The sequence below is a fragment of the Streptomyces sp. TRD_SC_5 genome (assembly GCF_056836825.1).
In genome coordinates this window covers 3,847,803-3,862,085 of record NZ_JBWZZS010000001.1, presented here as the reverse complement: position 1 = coordinate 3,862,085, position 14,283 = coordinate 3,847,803, and the positions used below count along the sequence as shown (strand labels likewise).

Annotated in this window: 14 protein-coding genes; 4 read left to right on the top strand and 10 right to left on the bottom strand. The window is 69.2% G+C overall.

What is annotated here, in order from left to right; genetic code table 11:
• Window positions 1-45 precede the first annotated feature (45 nt).
• Both bldC and AC1P0E_RS17990 read right to left on the bottom strand, forming a co-directional pair.
• On the bottom strand, window positions 46-252 hold the full coding sequence (bldC, locus tag AC1P0E_RS17995) for a developmental transcriptional regulator BldC (protein WP_003949541.1): 207 nt from the start codon (window positions 250-252) through the stop codon (window positions 46-48).
• A gap of 470 nt (window positions 253-722) precedes the next feature.
• On the bottom strand, window positions 723-1,574 hold the full coding sequence (locus AC1P0E_RS17990) for a DUF8083 family protein (RefSeq protein WP_482743181.1): 852 nt from the start codon (window positions 1,572-1,574) through the stop codon (window positions 723-725).
• Window positions 1,575-1,757: 183 nt separating this feature from the next.
• Between AC1P0E_RS17990 and AC1P0E_RS17985 the strand changes: the two genes are divergently transcribed.
• Both AC1P0E_RS17985 and AC1P0E_RS17980 read left to right on the top strand, forming a co-directional pair.
• Window positions 1,758-2,840, top strand: coding sequence for a Leu/Phe/Val dehydrogenase (locus AC1P0E_RS17985; protein ID WP_482743180.1), 1,083 nt, complete (start codon window positions 1,758-1,760; stop codon window positions 2,838-2,840).
• A 301-nt stretch (window positions 2,841-3,141) separates the two neighbouring features.
• Window positions 3,142-3,399 (top strand): DUF3073 domain-containing protein, encoded by a 258-nt coding sequence (locus AC1P0E_RS17980; protein ID WP_482743179.1) that lies wholly within the window; start codon window positions 3,142-3,144, stop codon window positions 3,397-3,399.
• Window positions 3,400-3,502: 103 nt separating this feature from the next.
• Here the strand turns inward: AC1P0E_RS17980 and purM are convergent, their stop codons facing one another.
• Window positions 3,503-4,576, bottom strand: coding sequence for a phosphoribosylformylglycinamidine cyclo-ligase (gene purM, locus AC1P0E_RS17975; RefSeq protein WP_482743178.1), 1,074 nt, complete (start codon window positions 4,574-4,576; stop codon window positions 3,503-3,505).
• 35 nt (window positions 4,577-4,611) lie between these two features.
• On the bottom strand, window positions 4,612-6,135 hold the full coding sequence (purF, locus tag AC1P0E_RS17970; RefSeq protein WP_482743177.1) for an amidophosphoribosyltransferase: 1,524 nt from the start codon (window positions 6,133-6,135) through the stop codon (window positions 4,612-4,614).
• 282 nt (window positions 6,136-6,417) lie between these two features.
• Between purF and AC1P0E_RS17965 the strand changes: the two genes are divergently transcribed.
• Window positions 6,418-7,569 (top strand): metallopeptidase domain-containing protein, encoded by a 1,152-nt coding sequence (locus AC1P0E_RS17965; RefSeq protein ID WP_482743176.1) that lies wholly within the window; start codon window positions 6,418-6,420, stop codon window positions 7,567-7,569.
• 46 nt (window positions 7,570-7,615) lie between these two features.
• Here the strand turns inward: AC1P0E_RS17965 and AC1P0E_RS17960 are convergent, their stop codons facing one another.
• The 6 genes from AC1P0E_RS17960 to purS all read right to left on the bottom strand — a co-directional run bounded on the left by AC1P0E_RS17960 (window position 7,616) and on the right by purS (window position 13,553).
• Entirely contained in the window at window positions 7,616-8,449 is an 834-nt protein-coding gene (locus AC1P0E_RS17960) for an META domain-containing protein (protein ID WP_482743175.1), read from the bottom strand.
• Window positions 8,450-8,495: 46 nt separating this feature from the next.
• Entirely contained in the window at window positions 8,496-9,296 is an 801-nt protein-coding gene (locus AC1P0E_RS17955) for a putative protein N(5)-glutamine methyltransferase (protein ID WP_482743174.1), read from the bottom strand.
• Between the two features lie 170 nt (window positions 9,297-9,466).
• Window positions 9,467-10,276, bottom strand: a complete 810-nt coding sequence (locus tag AC1P0E_RS17950) for a maleylpyruvate isomerase family mycothiol-dependent enzyme (RefSeq protein ID WP_482743173.1) — start codon at window positions 10,274-10,276, stop codon at window positions 9,467-9,469.
• 102 nt (window positions 10,277-10,378) lie between these two features.
• Window positions 10,379-12,628 (bottom strand): phosphoribosylformylglycinamidine synthase subunit PurL, encoded by a 2,250-nt coding sequence (gene purL / locus AC1P0E_RS17945; protein WP_482743172.1) that lies wholly within the window; start codon window positions 12,626-12,628, stop codon window positions 10,379-10,381.
• On the bottom strand, window positions 12,625-13,305 hold the full coding sequence (purQ, locus tag AC1P0E_RS17940) for a phosphoribosylformylglycinamidine synthase subunit PurQ (protein WP_482743171.1): 681 nt from the start codon (window positions 13,303-13,305) through the stop codon (window positions 12,625-12,627). The genes purL and purQ overlap by 4 nt, the downstream gene beginning before the upstream one ends.
• Window positions 13,302-13,553: a phosphoribosylformylglycinamidine synthase subunit PurS gene (gene purS / locus AC1P0E_RS17935; protein ID WP_454375426.1), complete on the bottom strand. Its 252-nt coding sequence runs from the start codon at window positions 13,551-13,553 to the stop codon at window positions 13,302-13,304. The genes purQ and purS overlap by 4 nt, the downstream gene beginning before the upstream one ends.
• A gap of 325 nt (window positions 13,554-13,878) precedes the next feature.
• On the opposite strand from purS, the gene AC1P0E_RS17930 reads away from it, so the two are divergent.
• Window positions 13,879-14,196, top strand: a complete 318-nt coding sequence (locus AC1P0E_RS17930; protein WP_482743170.1) for a histone-like nucleoid-structuring protein Lsr2 — start codon at window positions 13,879-13,881, stop codon at window positions 14,194-14,196.
• The last annotated feature ends 87 nt before the right edge of the window (window positions 14,197-14,283 follow it).

Here is a 14,283-nt window from a genome sequence, read left to right as displayed (position 1 = left end):
GGGGGACCCGGAGGAATGCCCGGTAAAGCGGGGTTATGCGGTTGTTCAGGCCTCGCTGCGCTGCTGCGGAATGCCCGCAAGCAGTGCGCGGACCTCTGCCTCGCGGTAACGCCGGTGTCCACCAAGAGTGCGGATGGACGTGAGCTTGCCTGCCTTGGCCCAGCGCGTGACCGTCTTCGGGTCCACGCGGAACATCGTGGCAACCTCAGCCGGGGTCAGCAGCGGCTCGGCGTCAGGGGTGCGAGCGGTCATGAGCGGCCTCCTCGGGAGAACCGAACCATCACGGTTCTTTCCTCTAAATTCTGCACCTTGACCCGCGTTGCCCGAAATGGCGGACGCGGGCCGAGTCGGTTATAGGACGAACGGCTTGTCCTCGGCACTACAACTACACCATCCGTCCAGCCACGTCGGCCAAACCGATGGAATTGCCCTCCCAGGTGTTCATCAGCGACGAAGCCGATGGACCATGCCATAGCGGACAGTCACGTCACAGTGACGATCAGTCACAGAGCGATCAGGAGCCATCAGACCCCCCATAGAGCGCAATACCGAGCCATTCTGCCCGTAGTCGGACAGAAGGAGCCCTCGCCGGACTCCTTGTCCTATTTTGGCATGAGGGTGGGCGATGGGCGCAAGAGCCCGCTTAGTGCTGTCCGTCACGCTTGAGGCAAAGGCCCGGATCGGGACCTACGTCCCGGGCGCCCGGAGCCACCCGCCCGCCGTCAGTTCGCGAACTGGCGCTCGCGCACCACCCGCCACCGCTCAGTGAGCCGCCCGTACGCCTCCCCGGCCGCCGCGCCGTCCCCCGCCCGCAGCGCGGCGATCCCCTCGGCCACGTCCGCCGCCGAGAGGTCCTCGGCCAGATGCTCCTCGGGAAGTACGTACGCCAGGCCGCCGTAATCGAGCTCGACCAGTGAACGGGGGTGGAATTCCTCCAGCCAGCGCCCCACATCCACCAGGCCGTCGACGAGCGGCCCCCCGGCCTCCGCGTCGAGATGCTCACGCAGCGCCTTCAGCGCCCGCGCCACGCGCCGCCTCGCCTGAGCCATCGGCGTCCGGTAGCGCAGTACGGGCGCCGCCTCGCCCTCGGCCTTCGCGTACTCCCGCTCCTCGGCCGAGAAGAGCACGAACCAGCGCACCGGCACGTGCCAGGCCGAGGTCCTGATCCACGGGCGGGCGTCCGGGTTGCGCTCCAGCCAGCGCTCGAAGTCCGCGGCCGCCTGCCGGCGCACCAGCGGCGGCAGCGCCGCGTCCAGCAGCGGCTCCGGGAAGAGTTCGGGCAGCTCCTCCAGAGCCAGCCAGCCGCGCAGCCTCGTCCGCCAGGGACAAACGCACACGACTCCGTCCACTTCGGTCACGAACGCGTCACCGCTCTCGTGCACCGGCACCGGGACGGGCGGAGTGGGCAGCAAGTCGGCCAGGGAACGCCTGAGTTCGTCCTGGGCGGTGGGAAGCCGCTCGCGCTTCGCGTACTGCGTCCAATGGCCGCGTTCGGGCTCGGGGAAGGCCGCCAGCGGTTCGTACACCCGCAAATAGGAGACGTACGGGACGATCACCGAGGACTCCTGGGCCACGCCTGCTCCTCACTCGGACCGGAGAGAACCTGAAATGAAGAGAAATCGTCCCACGCGTACTCCGCCAGGGGGTGATCCTCGGCACTGCCGCACGCCCGCGGCCCGCCAGGTCTTACTCTCTTGCTCATCAGCCCTCCCCACCCGCAGGAGGGCAAAGCCGCCTCGTACTTGGGAGTCACCACCGTGACCGACGCAACCGACGGCGTCCTGCACACCCTGTTCCGATCGGAGCAGGGCGGCCACGAGCAAGTCGTGCTGTGCCAGGACCGCGCCTCCGGCCTCAAGGCCGTCATCGCCATCCACTCCACCGCCCTGGGCCCGGCCCTCGGCGGTACGCGCTTCTACCCGTACGCGAACGAGGAAGAGGCCGTCGCCGACGCACTGAACCTCGCGCGCGGCATGTCGTACAAGAACGCCATGGCCGGACTCGACCACGGTGGCGGCAAGGCCGTGATCATCGGCGACCCGGAGACGCTCAAGAGCGAGGAACTTCTGCTGGCCTACGGCCGGTTCGTGGACTCCCTCGGCGGCCGTTACGTGACCGCCTGCGACGTCGGTACGTACGTCGCCGACATGGACGTCGTCGCCCGCGAGACCCGCTGGGCGACCGGCCGCTCCCCCGAGAACGGCGGCGCCGGCGACTCGTCCGTACTGACCGCCTTCGGCGTCTTCCAGGGCATGCGGGCCTCGGCCCAGCACCTGTGGGGCGACCCGACGCTGCGCGGCCGCAAGGTCGGCGTCGCGGGCGTCGGCAAGGTCGGCCACCACCTCGTCGAGCACCTCCTGGAGGACGGCGCCGAGGTCGTGATCACGGACGTACGGGAGGAATCGGTACGCCGCATCACCGACCGCCACCCGCAGGTGACGGTCGTCACCAACACCAGGACCCTGATCGGCGTGGAGGGCCTCGACATCTACGCCCCCTGCGCCCTCGGCGGCGCGCTGAACGACGAGAGCGTCCCGGCGCTCACGGCCAAGGTGGTGTGCGGCGCGGCCAACAACCAGCTGGCCCACCCGGGCGTCGAGAAGGACCTCGCGGACCGCGGGATCCTCTACGCGCCCGACTACGTCGTGAACGCCGGCGGTGTGATCCAGGTCGCCGACGAGCTGCGCGGCTTCGACTTCGACCGGTGCAAGGTGAAGGCCGCGAAGATCTTCGACACCACGCTGGAGATATTCGCACGTGCGAAGACTGACGGCATTCCGCCGGCCGCGGCGGCCGACAGGATCGCCGAGCAGAGGATGGCCGAGGCACGCCGGAGCTGACCCGCCGAGGGGCCGGCCCGCCATCGGTGAGACGCGTCGGTGGGACATGACGAGACATGACTCACCCCCGTCGGCGGGTCGGCCCTCAAGAAGAGGTTAAAATCGCGGTTGACCAGCGAGGACGGGGCTCCTCGCGGGTTCTGTGCCGAGGCGTTGCATGCGGGCGGCGTACCGTATGGCCCCGGAAGCAGGTACCGTTGATGCCCTACGGACCGGTCTCTCCAAGGGGAGCCCGTTCCGAACCATGAACGCGTGTCAAGACTCTGGGGCCGTCGAGCCCCGTCACCGAGGGGGTCGAGCCATGGGGCGCGGCCGGGCAAAGGCCAAGCAGACTAAGGTCGCCCGCCAGCTGAAGTACAGCAGCGGCGGGACTGACCTGTCGCGTCTGGCCAACGAGCTGGGCGCTTCGACTTCGCAACAGCCGCCTAATGGCGAGCCGTTCGAGGACGACGACGAGGAAGACGACCCGTACGCACAGTACGCGGCTCAGTACAACGATGACGAGGACGAGGACTCCGCCGGAGAGTCCGGTCCTTCGGCACATCGTCGCGGCGCTTGACGTCCGTACACCTCGAACAGGCATCACACACGTAACCCGGTCTGGGGCCTCGGCTCCGGACCGGGTTCTGTGCTACCCCGGGGGCTACTTCGTCGCGGCGCCCTCAGATTGAGTACGTGCCCGTAAGCGTCGCGCCCGTGGTGCGGTCGCCGCGCTCGGTGATCTCTCCGGCCACCCAGGCGTCCACGCCTCGGTCGGCGAGGGTCTCCAGGGTCACGTTCACCGACTCCTCGGGGACGACGGCCATCATGCCGACGCCCATGTTGAGGGTCTTCTCCAGTTCGAGGCGCTCGACCTGTCCGGCCTTGCCGACCAGGTCGAAGACCGCGCCGGGGGTCCAGGTGGAGCGGTCGACCGTGGCGTGCAGGCCGTCCGGGATCACGCGGGCCAGGTTGTTCGCAAGACCGCCGCCCGTGATGTGGCTGAAAGCGTGCACCTCGGCGGTGCGGGTGAGGGCCAGGCAGTCCAGCGAGTAGATCTTGGTGGGCTCCAGGAGCTCCTCGCCGAGCGTACGGCCGAACTCCTCGACCTCACGGTCCAGCGACCAGCCGGCGCGGTCGAAGACCACGTGGCGCACCAGCGAGTACCCGTTCGAGTGAAGACCGGAGGACGCCATGGCGATCACCGCGTCACCCTTACGGATACGGTCCGCGCCCAGCAGCCGGTCGTACTCCACCACGCCCGTACCGGCGCCCGCGACGTCGAAGTCGTCCTCGCCCAGCAGGCCCGGGTGCTCGGCCGTCTCGCCGCCGACCAGGGCGCAGCCGGCGAGGACACAGCCCTCGGCGATGCCCTTGACGATGGCCGCGACACGCTCGGGATGCACCTTGCCGACACAGATGTAGTCGGTCATGAAGAGCGGCTCGGCGCCGCAGACGACCAGGTCGTCGACGACCATGCCGACGAGGTCGTGGCCGATCGTGTCGTACACGCCCATCTTGCGGGCGAGGTCGACCTTCGTACCGACACCGTCGGTGGCGGAGGCGAGCACCGGACGCTCGTAGCGCTTGAGGGCGGAGGCGTCGAAGAGGCCGGCGAAGCCGCCGAGGCCGCCGAGGCCCGTGACCTCGGGGCGCTGCGTCTTCTTCACCCACTCCTTCATGAGCTCTACGGCGCGGTCGCCCGCCTCGATGTCGACGCCCGCGGACGCGTAGCTGGCACCAGTGGTCTCAGACATGACGTTGAGATCTTTCGTGTCGTGGAACGGGGGCGTTACGGGCGACGGAGCGCCTCGGCCGCGGCGTTCGCCGGGCCGGCCGCGAGCTCGGTCTCCAGAAGCTGCTTACCGAGCAGCTCGGGGTCCGGGAGCTCCATCGGGTACTCGCCGTCGAAGCAGGCGCGGCACAGGTTCGCCTTGGGGATGGTGGTCGACTCGATCATCCCGTCGATGGAGATGTACGAGAGCGAGTCGGCGCCCAGGGACTTGCCGATCTCGTCGATCGTCATGCCGTTGGCGATGAGTTCCGCGCGGGTCGCGAAGTCGATGCCGAAGAAGCAGGGCCACTTCACCGGCGGGGAGGAGATCCGGATGTGGATCTCGGCGGCGCCGGCCTCGCGGAGCATCTTGACCAGGGCGCGCTGGGTGTTGCCGCGGACGATCGAGTCGTCGACGACCACCAGGCGCTTGCCGCGGATGACTTCCTTGAGCGGGTTGAGCTTCAGACGGATGCCGAGCTGGCGGATCGTCTGGGACGGCTGGATGAAGGTCCGGCCGACGTACGCGTTCTTGACGAGGCCCGAGCCGTACGGAATTCCGCTGGCTTCCGCGTAGCCGATGGCCGCGGGGGTGCCGGACTCGGGCGTAGCTATCACCAGGTCGGCGTCCGCCGGGGCTTCCTTGGCCAGCTTGCGGCCCATCTCGACACGCGAGAGATAGACGTTCCGGCCGGCGATGTCGGTGTCCGGGCGCGCCAGGTAGACGTACTCGAAGACGCAGCCCTTGGGCTTCGCTTCCGCGAATCGGGAGGTGCGCAGACCGTTCTCGTCGATGGCGAGCATCTCGCCCGGCTCGACCTCGCGGACGTACGCGGCGCCGCAGATGTCGAGGGCGGCGGACTCGGAGGCCACCACCCAGCCGCGCTCGAGACGGCCGAGGACCAGCGGGCGGATGCCCTGCGGGTCGCGGGCCGCGTACAGGGTGCCCTCGTCCATGAAGACGAGGGAGAAAGCGCCCATGACCTCGGGGAGAACCTTCGCGGCGGCTTCCTCGACCGTGAGGGGCTTGCCGTCGTCGTCCGTCTGGCCGGCCAGCAGAGCTGTGACCAGGTCGGTGTCATTGGTCGCGGCGACCTGGGTCGCGCGGCCGTTCTCCTTGGGAAGCGCGGCGACCATCTCGGCGAGCTGCGCCGTGTTGACCAGGTTGCCGTTGTGACCCAGGGCGATCGATCCGTGCGCGGTGGCACGGAAGGTCGGCTGTGCGTTCTCCCACACCGAGGCTCCGGTGGTGGAGTAGCGGGCGTGGCCCACCGCGATATGGCCCTGGAGGGAGCCGAGAGAGGTTTCGTCGAAGACTTGCGAGACCAGTCCCATGTCCTTGAAGACGAGGATCTGGGACCCGTTGCTCACTGCGATGCCCGCGGACTCCTGTCCACGGTGCTGCAGGGCATACAGTCCGAAATAGGTGAGCTTGGCGACCTCTTCGCCGGGAGCCCAGACACCGAAGACGCCGCAAGCGTCCTGGGGGCCTTTCTCACCGGGGAGCAGGTCGTGGTTGAGTCGTCCATCACCACGAGGCACACCACCGAGTGTAGGCGAGATCGACCACTGGTCCGAATTGGGGATACGGACCGGCTCCGAATCCGGGCGCCACGGGCGTGTGAAGCCCGTAATCAGGGGCCTTTCGCTGTCCATACGGGCATCCGCGGAGCGGGACGCGATCTTGACGTACTCCTCGCACGCGCACTCACCGTCGCTTTGTGCAAGCACGCGCTCGGCGCCCCGTATTCGTTTAATTTGTGCCGCGCTTGATCACGATCTCCTTCCCCCATTTATTCGTTTTGCGGCGGAAGGAACCCCCACATGCAGTCGACCTCCCGAGTCCGTCTGCCGGCCCTCGTCTGCGGCGTCGTACTCGCCTCGGCGTCGGTCCCCACCGCGTACGCCGCCGAGGCGGCGCCCGCCGGCCGGCGCACCGTGCAGGTCGTGATGGTGAACTTCAGCGACAGCGCGTTCACCGACGCCGCGAAGCTGGCGTCGGCACTGGAGTCCACCTACTACGGGAAGAGCGGTTCCCTGACCTCGTTCTACGACGAGATCACCCGGGGCAGAACCACCTTCGGGCCGGCCACTGCCGACCGGGTCACCGGGCCGCTCACGCTCCCGATGGCCGCCGCCTGCGACAACGGCCGGATCGCGGACGAGACACAGAAGGCGCTGGCCGCGCGGGGCGTCGGGGAGAAGGCGTACGACCATGTCTCGATCGTCTTCCCCAACGAGAAGGCGAAGTGCGAGTACGCCGGCCTCGGCACGGTCGGCGGCGGGAAGACCTGGATGCCGTCCCAGCACTTCTCGGTCGACGCGCTGGTCCACGAGTTCGGCCACAACCTCGGCTACCACCACCAGACGCGGCTGCGCTGCCCGGACGGGGACCTGGGAGCCGGCTGCAAGGAGGACGGCACCAGCCGCACATCCGTGATGGGCGGCGGCGGTTCGGCGGCCGGCCTGACGGCGCCCGAGCTGATCCACAACAAGTGGCTCACGGCTGAGGAACTCACCGACGTCACCGCGTCCGGTACGTACAAGCTGCGCCCCCTGAACGGCGGGGGCAGCGGCGTCCGCGCCCTGCGCATCCCGCTCGGCGCCAAGGACAGGATCGTCGTCGAGTTGCGGGCGAAGACGGGCTCGCTCGACAGCGCGGTCCAGGGCGTCCACGCCTACCGGGTCTCCGGGGACGACTACACGAGGTCGGCGCTGATCGACCCCACCCCGGGCGAGGGCAGGTCGCCGGACGCGGACGCGGTCAAGGCCGGTACGGAGCTGACCGACGGCGCGCGGAAGGTGACGGTGAAGGTCGTGACGTCGGGCGCCACGGAGGCGACGGTCGCTGTCAGCCTGGACGCCATGGCGGCGGGGCCGGGGCCGGGGACGGCGCCGGGGACGGGGGGTGCGGCCCCGGCGGCGCTCGCGCTGGGCGGCGCGAGCCTTCTCGCGGTGCGCCGTCGTCAGGCGTAGATCGACCGGTGACCGACCCGTAGTCGACCGGAAACCGATCGGTGGTCTACCTGGCGATCGCGACCGCGTCCAGTCCCTTGCCGTCCGCCGCGGTGAGGGACAGGGCGCGCTCACGGATCTCGTACGCCGCCTTGCCGTCCAGGACCTCGAGCAGGGCCCGCTCGGCGTCCATCACCGGCGGCGTGCACAGCTTCCGGGTCGTGGCGATCTCGGAGAAGGTGAGGGTGGACCCGGAGACCTTCGCCCTGCCCGAGACGTTGTTGCAGCCGAGATTTCCGCCTACGGACCCGTCCTCGCCGAAGAAGAGCTTCGCCTTGGCCGCCGCGTCCCCCGGGAGCGAGGTCGCGGTGTCGCCGTCCCGCAGCGATTCCACACGCCACTCGGTACCGAGGAGCCGCGCGTCGGGCTCGGGCTTGGTTTCGGACAGGGAGATGGTGTCGCCCCCGGCCGTGGTCAGCGTCAGCTTGTCGTCCGTGACCTTGGCCTTGAGCTCACCGGTGAAGGTCCGCTGCAGGTGCTCCTCGAACTTCGCGATGTTCTTCGGACAGCCGATCTCGGTCGTCTCGCCGGGCCCCACGGTGATCGTGTCGCCCTTGACCGTGACATCGGCGCCGAAGTGATTGCAGCCGGTATTGCCCTTGGCCCGGCCCTTGTCGTCGATCCGGACCGTGGCCTTCTCGGGCGCCGGCGTCTTCTTCCCGTCGACGGTCACGCTGTCGACGGTCCAGTCGATGCCGGAGACCTGAAGGTCCGGCTTTACGGTGCCGTCATTGCCGGCGCCCGAGCCCGACTCCGTACCGCACGCGGCCAGGGTCAGGAGGGCCAGGACGGTGACGGCGCCGGTGAGGGGGCCGGGGATGCGGGTGCGCGACGTATCCATGGCGATGGGACGGAACGAGTGGTGATTCTGGTTCCACTTACTGGGCTTACTGGGCCCGGGTGCCGACGACGACGGTGGCGTACAGCTCGTCGGACGTGACGACCCGCGGGACCAGCCCGCCCCGGACGACGGCTTCGACGGCCCGCGGCGCCTGGCGCTCACTCGTCTCGAACAGCAGGTGCCCGCCCGGCGCCAGCCACCGCGCCGCCTCCGCCGTCACCCGCCGCAGTACGTCGAGGCCGTCCGTCCCTCCGTCGAGCGCCACCCGCGCCTCGTGGATGCGGGCCTCCGTGGGCAGCAGCTCTATCTCGCCGGTCGGTACGTACGGCACATTGGCCAGCAGTACGTCGACCCGCCCCCGCAGCGTGGCGGCGGGCAGCGGCGCGTAGAGGTCGCCCTCGTAGACCTGCCGGGCCTGCCCGCCGACGGCGACGACATTGCGCCGGGCGCACCGCACGGCGGCGGGGTCCACGTCGGCGGCGTACAGCTCGATCCCCTCCAGCGACGCGGCCAGCGCCGCACCGAGCGCGCCCGAGCCGCAGCAGAGGTCCACCACGACGGCCCGCGCGGGGGCGAGAGCCACGGCCTGCTCGACGAGGAACTCGGTGCGGCGGCGGGGAACGAAGACGCCGGGGTCCACGGCGATGCGCCGGCCCCGGAACTCGGCCCAGCCGACCACGTGTTCGAGGGGCAGGCCGGCGATCCGGCGGTCCACCATGGCGGAGAGGTGGGAGGGGCTGCGCGCGGCGGAAAGCAGCAATTGCGCCTCGTCCTCGGCGAATACACAGCCGGCGGCCCGAAGCCTGGTGACGACGACGGAGGAGGAGAGCGAGGAGGAGAGCGACATGGGAAACCCTTCGGGACGCCGATGGGCGCTCCCTCGGTCTCCTACGTCTGGGGGACCGCGCGGTCGTCGCGAGATGAGAGCACCCGACCTGATACAGCGGTAATGGGTCTCACCTCCCTGGTGCGTACGGCCTGTGTTGGCGTCGGGAACACTACATGATCAAGTACTGGCTAGCCGAGAATGGGCAACAACGCGCCCAGGTCGGCCCGTTCGCCGCTGGCGCGGACCTTCGCGTCGTCGACGGCCGCGTCCCAGGTCGTACGCCCCGTGGCGAGGCGGATCCAGGTGAGCGGGTCGGTCTCGACGACGTTGGGGGGCGTGCCACGGGTGTGGCGGGGGCCTTCCACGCACTGCACGACGGCGTACGGCGGGACGCGGACCTCGACCGAACCGCCGGGCGCCTTCACGGCGAGGGCGTCGGCGAGGAGACGGGTGCAGGCGGCGAGGGCCTGGCGGTCGTACGGGACGGCGAGTCCGGCGGCGTGATTCAAGTCGTCGGTGTGGACGACGAGTTCGACGGTGCGGGTGACGAGGTAGTCGTCGAGGCGCATGGCGCCGACGCGGGTCGCGAGGAGCCGGTCGTCGAGGGCGGTGGGCAGCAGCTCGGCGAGGCGGGCGCGGGTCCGCTCGTACAACGCGTCGAGATCGGGGGCGGATTCGGCGATCGACTTCGTGTCGTCGGAGATCTGCGCGGCGCGGGCGACGGTGGCGAACGGCCAGTCGAGCAGGGGGACTTCCTGCTTGGCCGGCGCCGGCTGTTCGAGGCAGCGGCTGACGGCGCCGACGGCCATGGTGACGTGGGCTGCCAGGTCACGGACCGTCCAGTCCCCGAGGTGGGTGGGGAGCGCGAGCTGCGCGGGCGTGAGGTCGCGTACGGCGTCTTGTACGTTGCGGAACTGGGCCAGGACGGCGGCGCGGGTCTTGTCGGCGTCGTAACGGCGCGGCCGGGGGCGCGGGCGCTTCTGGGCAGCGGATGACATGGCCCCGAGATTAGCGCGGGCGCACCGCTGCGAGGCTCCGCCGCGAACCCCGGCCCCGGCCAAGAGCTGGCCGGGGCCGGGATGGTTGCTCCGGGGAGCTGCTCAGGCGAAGAGGCCCGGCAGCGTCGCCTCGTGGGCCGTGCGCAGCTCCGCCAGCGGGATGCTGAACTCGCCCTGCACCTCGATCTCGTCGCCGTCGACGACACCGATCCGGGTCACGGGCAGGCCCCGCGCCCCGCACATGTCGTTGAAGCGAAGCTCCTCGCTGCGCGGCACGGACACAACCGCCCGCCCCGCCGACTCCGAGAAGAGGAAGACGAAGGAGTCGAGACCCTCGGGCACTACCAGCCGCGCACCCTTCCCGCCCCGCAGGCAGGACTCGGTGACCGCCTGGATCAGGCCGCCGTCACTCAGGTCGTGCGCCGCGTCGATCATGCCGTCGCGCGAGGCCGAGATCAGGATCTCGCCGAGCAGCTTCTCGCGGTCCAGGTCGACCTTCGGCGGCATGCCGCCGAGGTGGTCGTGAACGACCTGGGACCAGGCCGACCCGCCCAGCTCCTCGTGCGTGTCACCGAGGAGGTAGAGCAGCTGGCCCTCTTCCGCGAAGGCCACCGGCGTACGCCGCGTAACGTCGTCGATCACACCGAGCACCGCGACGACCGGCGTCGGGTGAATGGCGGTCTCGCCGGTCTGGTTGTAGAGGGAGACGTTGCCGCCGGTCACCGGGGTGCCCAGCTGCAGGCAGCCGTCCGCGAGACCGCGCGTGACCTCCGCGAACTGCCACATGACGTCCGGGTCCTCGGGCGAGCCGAAGTTCAGGCAGTCCGAGATCGCGAGCGGCTTGGCGCCGGAAGCGGCGACATTGCGGTACGACTCGGCCAGCGCGAGCTGCGCGCCCGTGTACGGGTCGAGCTTCGCGTACCGCCCGTTCCCGTCCGTCGCCATCGCGACGCCCAGGTTCGTCTTCTCGTCGATCCGCACCATGCCGGCGTCCTCGGGCATGGCCAGCACCGTGTTGCCCTGCACGAAACGGTCGTACTGGTCGGTGATCCACGACTTCGACGCCTGGTTCGGGGAGGCGACCAGCTTCAGGACCTGCTCACGCAGCTCCGCCGCGTTCGCCGGCCGCGCCAGCTTGTTCGCGTCGTCGGCCTGGAGCGCGTCCTGCCACTCGGGGCGGGCGTACGGCCGGTTGTAGACGGGGCCCTCGTGGGCCACGGTCCGCGGCGGTACGTCGACGATCTGCTCGCCGTGCCAGAAGATCTCCAGCTGTGAGCCGTCGGTCACCTCACCGATGACGGTGGCGATGACGTCCCACTTCTCGCAGATCTCCATGAACCGGTCGACCTTGTCCGGCTCGACGATCGCGCACATGCGCTCCTGCGACTCGCTCATGAGGATTTCCTCGGGCGAGAGGGAGGAGTCACGCAGCGGAACGGTGTCCAGTTCGACGCGCATGCCGCCGGAACCGGCCGAAGCCAGCTCGGAGGTCGCGCAGGACAGGCCCGCGCCGCCGAGGTCCTGGATACCCGCGACGAGCTGCTCGCGGAAGATCTCCAGGGTGCACTCGATGAGGAGCTTCTCCTGGAACGGGTCGCCGACCTGGACGGCCGGGCGCTTCGCGGGACCGGTCGACTCGAAGGTCTCGGAGGCGAGGACCGATACGCCGCCGATGCCGTCGCCGCCCGTGCGGGCGCCGTACAGGACGACCTTGTTGCCGGGACCGCTCGCCTTCGCGAGGTGGATGTCCTCGTGCTTCATGACGCCGATGCAGCCAGCGTTGACCAGCGGGTTGCCCTGGTAGCACTCGTCGAAGACGACCTCGCCGCCGATGTTCGGCAGGCCCAGGCAGTTGCCGTAGCCGCCGATGCCCGCGACGACGCCCGGAAGGACGCGGCGCGTGTCGGGGTGGTCGGCCGCGCCGAAGCGCAGCGGGTCGACGACCGCGACGGGCCGGGCGCCCATGGCGAGGATGTCGCGGACGATGCCGCCGACGCCGGTGGCCGCGCCCTGGTAGGGCTCGATGTAGCTCGGGTGGTTGTGCGACTCGACCTTGAAGGTCACGGCGTAACCCTGGCCGACGTCCACGACGCCCGCGTTCTCGCCGATGCCGACGAGCATCGCGTCGTTGGCGGGGACCTTCTCGCCGAACTGCTTCAGGTGGACCTTGCTGCTCTTGTACGAGCAGTGCTCGGACCACATGACGCTGTACATGGCGAGCTCGGCGCCGGTCGGGCGGCGGCCGAGGATCTCCCGGATGCGCGCGTACTCGTCCTCCTTGAGGCCGAGTTCCTTCCAGGGCTGCTCGGCCTCGGGGGTCTCCGAGGCGTGCTTGACGGTGTCCAGAGTCATGCGTTGACCAGCTTCTTCAGGATCGAGGTGAAGAATCCGAGGCCGTCGGTACGTCCCGTGCCGACCAGCGGCTGCACGGCGTGCTCCGGGTGCGGCATCAGGCCGACGACGTTGCCCGCGGCGTTGGTGATGCCGGCGATGTCGCGGAGCGAGCCGTTCGGGTTGACGTCCAGGTAGCGGAAGGCGACGCGGCCCTCCGCCTCCAGCTCGTCGAGCGTGCGCTCCTCGGCGACGTAACGGCCGTCCATGTTCTTGAGCGGAATCTGGATCTCCTGCCCGGCGGTGTAGTCCGCCGTCCAGGCCGTCTCGCTCGTCTCCACACGCAGCTTCTGCTCGCGGCAGATGAAGTGCAGGTGGTTGTTCTGCAGCATCCCGCCGGGCAGCAGGTGGGCCTCGGTGAGGATCTGGAAGCCGTTGCAGATGCCGAGGACCGGCAGGCCGGCCTTCGCCTGGTCGATGATCGTCTCCATCACCGGCGAGAAGCGGGCGATGGCGCCGGCCCGCAGGTAGTCGCCGTAGGAGAAGCCGCCCGCGAGCACGACCGCGTCGACCTGCTTGAGGTCCTTGTCGCGGTGCCACAGCGAGACCGGTTCGGCGCCCGCGGTCCGGACAGCGCGGAGGCTGTCCTGGTCGTCGAGCGTTCCAGGAAAGGTGACGACTCCGATACGAGCGGTCACTTCGACTCCTCCACCTTCACGGTGAAGTCCTCGATGACGGTGTTGGCGAGGAACGATTCGGCCATCTCATTGATGCGGGCGAGGGCGGCGTCATCGACCGGCCCGTCGACCTCGAGCTCGAAACGCTTTCCCTGACGGACGTCCGCGATTCCCTCGAAGCCGAGACGGGGCAGTGCACGCTGCACCGCCTGTCCCTGCGGGTCGAGGATCTCGGGCTTGAGCATGACGTCGACTACGACGCGTGCCACTGGCACTCCCGGTGGTGGTGTGGTGCGAAGGCGGTTCCATCAGCGTACCCGGCCTGAAATTCTACGCGGGTAGATATAGGTTGACGTGGATCACGTTCCGGTATCGGGAGCGACAACCTCAGGAAAAATCGGGGGAAAAATGGCCGTCTCCGATTGCGGAAGGACACGCGGACGGAATTAACTGGGCTTCACAATGCAATGCCTGTCGCTGTACAAAGGAATAGCGAGAAAGTCAGCATTGCTCCAAATCAGCCGGAAGGCCGGCATCACCGCATGTCAGACGCGCTGTCCGACGCGGTAGTGCCGCAGGAAAGGACCGATATCCGTGGCTCAGCGCGTAGTGGTCACGCTCTCCGACGACATCGACGGAGGGGAAGCAGCGGAAACGGTCAGCTTCGGCCTGGACGGGAAGTCGTACGAGATCGACCTGAATCCCGCCAATGCAAAGAAACTGCGCAGGGCGCTGGAACCGTTCATCGAGGCAGGCCGAAAGCACTCGAAGTCGGGCAAGGTCTACCGCCACACCTCCGTGGCGCCCGACCCGGCGGCCGTTCGCGCATGGGCGCGCTCGCACCAGATGGACGTGCCGACCCGCGGCCGGATCCCGAAGAAGGTCTACGAGGCCTTCGCGGAGGCGTCGTGACAGCCCCTCGGGATCCTCGGCGGACCCCTGGGAGCAACCGACTTGCGTTCCACCCCCGCTGATCGGCTAGAGTCTGGAGCACGCCGA